The 6046-nt window shown below is 66.1% G+C and carries 8 protein-coding genes; all 8 read right to left on the bottom strand.

All coding sequences use genetic code 11. The annotated features are described in order from the left end of the window. Positions 1–2 precede the first annotated feature (2 nt). Positions 3–848: an MTAP family purine nucleoside phosphorylase gene (locus QZ190_RS12745; protein WP_291916859.1), complete on the bottom strand. Its 846-nt coding sequence runs from the start codon at positions 846–848 to the stop codon at positions 3–5. Between the two features lie 2 nt (positions 849–850). Continuing rightward, positions 851–1819 (bottom strand): hypothetical protein, encoded by a 969-nt coding sequence (locus QZ190_RS12750; protein ID WP_291916860.1) that lies wholly within the window; start codon positions 1817–1819, stop codon positions 851–853. A 28-nt stretch (positions 1820–1847) separates the two neighbouring features. Continuing rightward, positions 1848–2648: a phosphonate ABC transporter ATP-binding protein gene (locus tag QZ190_RS12755; RefSeq protein ID WP_291916861.1), complete on the bottom strand. Its 801-nt coding sequence runs from the start codon at positions 2646–2648 to the stop codon at positions 1848–1850. 8 nt (positions 2649–2656) lie between these two features. Next, complete coding sequence (gene phnE, locus QZ190_RS12760) at positions 2657–3550, bottom strand: phosphonate ABC transporter, permease protein PhnE (RefSeq protein ID WP_291916862.1); 894 nt, start codon at positions 3548–3550, stop codon at positions 2657–2659. Continuing rightward, positions 3550–4452 (bottom strand): phosphate/phosphite/phosphonate ABC transporter substrate-binding protein, encoded by a 903-nt coding sequence (locus QZ190_RS12765; protein ID WP_291916863.1) that lies wholly within the window; start codon positions 4450–4452, stop codon positions 3550–3552. The genes phnE and QZ190_RS12765 overlap by 1 nt, the downstream gene beginning before the upstream one ends. A gap of 22 nt (positions 4453–4474) precedes the next feature. Further along, on the bottom strand, positions 4475–5116 hold the full coding sequence (locus QZ190_RS12770; RefSeq protein ID WP_291916864.1) for a TIGR04282 family arsenosugar biosynthesis glycosyltransferase: 642 nt from the start codon (positions 5114–5116) through the stop codon (positions 4475–4477). Next, entirely contained in the window at positions 5113–5823 is a 711-nt protein-coding gene (locus QZ190_RS12775) for a TIGR04283 family arsenosugar biosynthesis glycosyltransferase (protein ID WP_291916865.1), read from the bottom strand. Before QZ190_RS12775 ends, QZ190_RS12770 begins: the two co-directional genes overlap by 4 nt. 30 nt (positions 5824–5853) lie before the next feature. Beyond that, positions 5854–6046, bottom strand: a 193-nt coding sequence (locus QZ190_RS12780; protein ID WP_291916866.1) for a DUF3641 domain-containing protein, incomplete at its 5' end; no start/stop codon positions are given.

Below are 6046 nucleotides of genomic sequence, written 5' to 3' on the forward strand. Positions count from 1 at the left end.
GCTCAGCGCCTCAGCACCGACAGCCATTGCGCCTGCTCGGGCGTGAGCGCCGTGTCGGGCGTGAGCATGGCACTGGCCAGGGCCTGGCGGATGGCCGGGTCCGGCTCGGGCAGGGGTTGCGACAGCAAGGCGTCGAGCACCTGCGCGGCTTTGCCCAGGGTTTGGCCATAGAGCTCAAAAATACCGGCCACGCTGACGTGCTGCGTGGGGTCCTCCAGCCAGCAGTCGTAGTCGGTGACCAGGCCCACGGTGGCGTAGGCCATCTGGGCTTCGCGGGCCAAGAAGACCTCGGGCACATTGGTCATGCCCACCAGGTGGCAACCGACTTGGCGCAGAAAATGGCTTTCGGCCTGTGTGCCCAGGCGCGGGCCCTCCACGCAGCCGTAAGTCAGGCCCCGGTGCACCGACAGGCCGCAGCGCTGCGCAGCCTGCGAAACCGCATCGACCAGCCCCGCACCAACGGGCTTGGCGGTGGACACATGGGCGGCCACGCCTTGGCCAAAGAAGGTGCGTTCGCGCTGGCCACGGGTCCAGTCAAAGTACTGCTCGGGCATGGCCATGTCGCCGGGCTTGACCGCCAGGCTCAAGCTGCCCACAGCCGAAAACCCGAGCAACTGCGTGGCCCCGGCCTGCTTGAGCGCAAAGATGTTGGCGCGGTAATTCACCTCGTGCGGCAGCAAGCGGTGGCCGCTGCCGTGGCGCGCCAAAAACAGCACCTCTTGGTCGTGGTACTGACCGCGCAGCACCTCGCCCGAGGCCTGCCCAAAAGGCGTGGTGTCCGCAATGCGCTGCGTGATGCGCAAGCCAGGAAGTTCGTAGAGGCCAGTGCCTCCGATGATCGCCAACATGCTCAAGTCTCCCAACGAATGACATCGGCTTCACGGTAGGCCGGGCCTGCCGCGATGCGCGAAAAATAAGACGCGTGTGCGTCGGAACCCTCGGGCCACTGCTGCAAAAAGCGCGCTTGCGCGGGTGCGGCAGGGGTCTCGATGGCGATGGCTTCGAAGTGCAGGCCGTGGGCTTGCACCGTGCAGCGGCGCTGCGGTCCTGCAAAAGGCACCGTCGCGATGCGCGTGAGCAAGCCCGCCGCATCACCTTGGAAATTGGGCATGCCCGCCGCACCGTTGTTGAGCACCCAGGCGCTGCGGGTGCGGCCGGGGACGCTGAACTGCTGAAACACCGGCAAGCAGGTGTGTGTGCTGGCAAAGACGTCCACTTGCGCCCGCTCGAACCAGCGCCGCACCAAGGGCAGGTGTTCGGGGTCGCGCAGGTGTTCTTGGGCGAAGCCCCAGCCGGCCAAGGACTGCGCGTCGCCGTGCACCAGACCCACACGCACATCGCCCACCTGCGCCACGCGCCACATGGGCAAAGTGGCCAGCTGGGCGCGCTGCTCTGGCGTGGTGGCCGTGCGCAATTGGTTCAGGATGCGGTTGGAGCGCGAGACCACGTCCTGCCCCACCCAGTCGGGGTAGGCGCAGCCGCAACCGGCCTCGGGGTCGGGGTCGTCTTCGGCCAATTCGGTCTCGACGTTGCCGCGCAGGGCCACATGCGACAAGACCACCGCTTGCACCCGCGCAAAGATGGCCGGGTCGATGTCGAACCAATGAAAGTCGCCATTGAACACCAGGCGCTTGCGGCCAGGCTCTTGTTCAAACAGGCGCAGCACCTCGTGCAGCGCCAACTCGTTGCCATACAGGCCGCCCACCACGTACAGCGTGTCTAGACCGCTCAGCACGGGGTCGGGGGCCGAATTGAAAACATCGGGGCCGTATTGGTAATGCAGCGGGCAGCTGCGGCCAGCTTGGGTTTCTGGGTTCATGGGCTGAAGGGTTGAAGGTTTCACGGGTTCATGGATTTTGCAATGCAACAGCTTCTGGGTGGGCAGGGGACTGGGAGAACAGCTCGGCCATGCGCGGGCCATCGGCTTGCTGCACCGGCAGATCGAGCACCACGCGGCCTTGCGACAAGCCCACCACGCGGTCGGCCAGGATGGGCAGAAGGTCCATTTGGTGCACCACGCTGATGAGGGTCAGGCCTTCGGCCATGGCGCGCAGCGCGTGGCAGGCTTCGATGGTCGCGCGCGGGTCCAGCGCCGAAGTCGGTTCGTCGGCCAGAATGATGCGCGGGCGCTGCAAACGCAGGCGCGCCAGGCTGACCTTTTGTTTTTCGCCGCCCGAGAGCCGGTCGGCGCGCACCTGGGCGCGGTCGGCCAAGCCCATCTCGTGCAGCGCCGCGTGGGCCTGGTCCAACAGGTCTTGCGGGTACAGCCGTGTCCAGCTGCGCCAGGCGGGCATGGCGGGTGCGCGGGCCAAAGCGCCCAGCACCACGTTCTCCAGGGCGGTCAGGCGCGGCACCAGGTGCAGGCCTTGCATGACCTGACCCACGTCGCGGCGCACTTGCCGCCAATCTTGGGCACTGGGCGCGGGCCGCACGTCGGGGCCCAGGGCCTGCCCCAGCACCGAGACCGCACCCGAGCTGGCGCGCACAAAACCGCCCAGCACGCGCAGCAAACTGCTTTTGCCCGCGCCATTGGGGCCGACCAGTGCCACGCGCTCGCCCGCCTCGATGCGCAGCTCGGCGATGTCGAGCAAGCGGCGTTGGCCCACGCGCCACTGCAGCTGCTGAAGGTGGATGGCGGCCTGAGGCATGTGCGCGCTCACAACAGAGCCTGCCGGATGCGGCGCGAGACGGCATCGAACACGGTGACCAAGGCGATCACCACCAACACAATCGTGGCCAAACGGTCCCACTGAAACAGGCTGGCGGCTTCGGAAATCAACAGGCCCAGACCGCCCGCGCCAATCAAGCCCAGCACGGTGGAGTCGCGGATGTTGAACTCCCACAGGTACAGGTGGTTGCTCACGAATTGCGGCAAGACCGAAGGCCACACCGCACTGAAAAACACCTGCGGTCCGCTGGCCCCGGTGGCGCGCACCGCGTCAATGGCGCCCATGTCCAGGGTCTCGATGCTCTCGGCGTACAACTTGCCGTAGGTGCCCATGGAATGCAAGGCAATCGCCAAGATCCCGGCCATGGGCCCCAGGCCCACAATGCCCACCAGCACCAGACCAAAAACCAGTGTGTGGATGGCGCGCGACACGCCCAACACCGAAGACGCGGCCTGCGCCAGCCAGCGCGGGGCCTTGAGGTTGCGCGCCGACAGCAGCCCCAAAGGCAAGGCCAGCAACGCGGCCAGCAAGGAGCCCAGCGTGGCGATCTGAAAGGTGGTCCAGGTGGCGCGGCCCAGGGCTTGCACAAAGGCCCACTCCACCGCTTGGCGGTTTTCGGTGCGCAGCAAAGTGCCGTCTTCGCTGCGGTACTCCAGCCGCTCGGGGCCGAACCAAATGTCCAGAAAACTGGGCCGCGCAAACTCACCCACCGACTTGAGCAGGTTGTCCCACGGGTTGCGCCCCCAACTGAGGTCGCCCGCCCACACCAGGCCCAGCCCGCAGGCCAGCACCACGGCGGCGTAGGCCAACACCAGCACGGCAAAGCCCAGGCGGTGAGAGGCCGCCAGGCGTTTGTCTGCGAATGCGCGCACCAACACCATCAGGACTTGGGCCTCAAGGTGCCGGTGGCCAATCCCGCGTCACGGATGGGCTTGTAGAACGTGTTGTCCGAATTGACAAAGCCGGTGTAATGGGCCGGCAGCAGCTGGGGCTGGGTTTTGAGCAAGGGGCCGATCTCGGCCACGGCTTGCTGCAGGCGCTGCACAAAAGCCTTGTCTTTGAACAAAGGCGCGCTCACGGCCAACGCGTCGTTGGGCAAGGGCGGCGACTGCCAGATCACCTTGCTGCGCTCGGCCCGGATCATGCCTTGGTCGATCATGGCCGTTCGGTTGCGGTTGTAATCGGCCCCGGCGTCGATTTGCCCAGCGGTCACCTGCATCTGAATGGCCTGGTGCTTGGTGTAGAGCACGCGCGAAAAATGCTTTTCCGGCTCAATGCCTTGCTGCATGAAGAAGTGCAGCGGGACCAAATAACCCGAGGTGGAGCCCTTGTCGCCAAAGGCGAAGGTGCGGCCTTTGCCTTTGGGGCCCAACAGGTCTTGCACACTGTTCAAGCCCGAATCGGGGTGGGTGACGATCATGCCGAAATACTCGGGTTTGCCTTGGTAGAGGATGGTGGAAACCACTTGCGCATCGGCCATCTGGTTGGCCAGCACATAGCCCCAAGGCCCCATCAGGGCGATGTCGGTTTCGCCATTGGCCAGGCTTTTGGCCAGGCCTTCCCAGCTGTCCACGGTGCGCAAACGCACCTCACGGCCCAAGCGCTGCGACAGGTGCTGTGCCAAGGGGCGGTAGGTGGCGTCGTTTTTCTCGCGGTCGGGCTGGAACATGCCCACCCCGAACACCAAAGGCTTGCCCTGCGCCCAGGCGCTGGGGCTGACCAGCACACCCGCCAGCATGCTGGCGCTGGCCAGCTGGAGCCAAGATCGGCGAAACAACTTCATACACAAATTCCCAATTGAAAATTCAAACCAGTACCCAGCCGCTGGGCAAGTGCACCAGATCAGCGGGCTCATCAATGTCGGCCAGCGCAGGCAACTCGGCCCACTGCAGGCCGGCCTGGCGGGCGCGCTGGCGCGTGTGCGCCATCACCTCAGGCGTGCTCCAGACCATGCCCTCAAACAGCTCGGGCGCAGGCCGGCGCAAACCCACCAGGGCGTAGCCGCCATCGAGCGCGGGCACAAACACCGCGTCGCGGGTCATCAAGGCCTGCGCAGCTTCTTGCAGCACCGTGGCGTTCAGGCCCGGGGCGTCGGTGCCCATGAGCAAGACCGCCGCGTGGCGCGACAAGCCGCGCAGCAAAGCGCGGTGCATACGTTGCCCCAAATCGCCATCGCCTTGCAGGCTCAAGGTCAAACGGCCGGAGTCGGTGTCCTTGGCCTTTTCATGGGCCCTGTTTTGCGCCTGGGCAAAGGCCGGGTGCGAGGTGTCGGGGCTCACGCACAGCTCCAGCGCGGCCCACGGCACTTGCGCGGCCTGCTGCACCGCGTGCATGAGCAGTTGCTGGGCCAAGCGCGCCGAGCCTTCGGCGCCCAAGGCGGGCATGAGCCGGGTTTTGGCTTGGCCCGCCACCGGGGCTTTGGCGAAGATGATCAAGGCGGTGTTCATCGGTAATCCTCTGCCAAGCTGTGCGCCAGCTCGCCGCGCCAATAACGCCAGCGCAAGCGCCACATCAAGAAAATCGTGCGCCACACGCCGCGCTGCTCCCAGCGCCGACCGGAGGTGATCACCCGCTCACGCAGGCAAGCCGGTGCGCCCACAGCGCGCAAGCGCTTGGATATGTCAATGTCTTCCATCAGGGGTTGTGGGGCAAAACCGCCCACTTGGGCGTAGGCCTCACGGCGCATGAAAAGGGCCTGGTCGCCGGTGGCAATGCCCGTCCAGCGGGAACGCAGGTTCATCATCGCGGCCACCACCCTCAGCATCCAAGGCCGCCCTGCAATGCGCACGTCAAAGCGCCCCCAGGCGTGGCCACGGGCCAGCGCCTGCATCAGGTGCTCATCGGCACGCTCGGGCAGCATGGTGTCGGCGTGCAAAAACAGCAGCACCTCGCCCCAGCCCAGCGCTGCGCCAGCGTTCATTTGTGCGGCCCGGCCGCGCGGGGAATCGATCACGGCATCAGCGTGCGCCCGGGCCAAGGCCAGGGTGTCGTCCTGGCTGCCACCGTCCACCACCACCACACGCGCACCGCGCTGGCGCAGTGGCCCCAAGGCCTTCAAAGTGGCTTCAATGCCCTGGGCTTCGTTGAGCACGGGCACCACGATGCACAGGCCTGTTGGCTTGGGATCCCCAGGCGTGAATGTGTGGGGCTTCATGCGTTCGTCTTTTGGCGCATCGGCGGTCCATCAGTTGGCCTCGGCCAGTTTGGGGTGGAAGTGGACAACGGATGCGGTGACGGGTTCTGCCACCTCGAGCGCGCCGCCGCAGCTGCTGCCTTGACCCGCCGTGCACCCGTAACAGTGGTCGGCAATGGCAATGGCTTGCCCGGTGATGTCGTGCTCGAGCAAGTCGGCCAGGTGGGGTGGGGCCGGGGTGCCC

It is taken from the genome of Limnohabitans sp. (genome assembly GCF_017848645.1).
GTDB lineage: Bacteria > Pseudomonadota > Gammaproteobacteria > Burkholderiales > Burkholderiaceae_C > Limnohabitans_A.